The organism is Streptomyces albiflavescens, assembly GCF_014645835.1.
Lineage (GTDB): Bacteria > Actinomycetota > Actinomycetes > Streptomycetales > Streptomycetaceae > Streptomyces > Streptomyces albiflavescens.
The window spans coordinates 1-504 of the sequence record NZ_BMMM01000056.1; the positions used below are offsets into that span (position 1 = coordinate 1).

Below are 504 nucleotides of genomic sequence, written 5' to 3' on the forward strand. Positions count from 1 at the left end.
CCGCGAGGATCGCGTAGTCACCGCAGCCGGGGCACCAGCGCACTTCCTGATCGGACTTGAAGTCCCTCATGGACTGCCTGGCCTCGGCCTTGGGAACGAGAGAGAGCGCCTCGATCGTGCCCGTGCCTTCCGTGGACGTCTCAGCCATCGATGGCCTCCTTGAGAGCCGTGGCGAGCTGCTCAGCCTTGAACGGCATGCCGTTGACCTGGTTGTACGAGTGCGCGTCCACCAGATACCTGGCCCGGATGAGCGTGGCGAGCTGGCCGAGGTTCATCTCGGGAATCACCACCTTCTCGTAACGCTTCAACACCGTGCCCAGATTCCTGGGGAAGGGGTTGAGGTGGCGCAGATGGGCCTGCGCGATGTTCTCCCCGGCCGTGCGCAGCCGGCGTACCGCCGCCGTGATGGGTCCGTAGGTGGAACCCCAGCCCAGGACGAGGGTCTTGGCCTGGTGCGGGTCGTCGACCTCGATGTCCGGGACGTCGATGCCGTCGATCTTGGCC

Annotated in this window: 2 pseudogenes; both read right to left on the reverse strand. The window is 65.7% G+C overall.

Annotated elements, in window-relative coordinates:
* Positions 1–148: pseudogene (locus IEY95_RS48495) on the reverse strand (2-oxoacid:ferredoxin oxidoreductase subunit beta); the annotation flags it as partial.
* Positions 141–504, reverse strand: a pseudogene (locus IEY95_RS48500) (2-oxoacid:acceptor oxidoreductase subunit alpha); the annotation flags it as partial. The pseudogenes IEY95_RS48495 and IEY95_RS48500, both read right to left, overlap by 8 nt.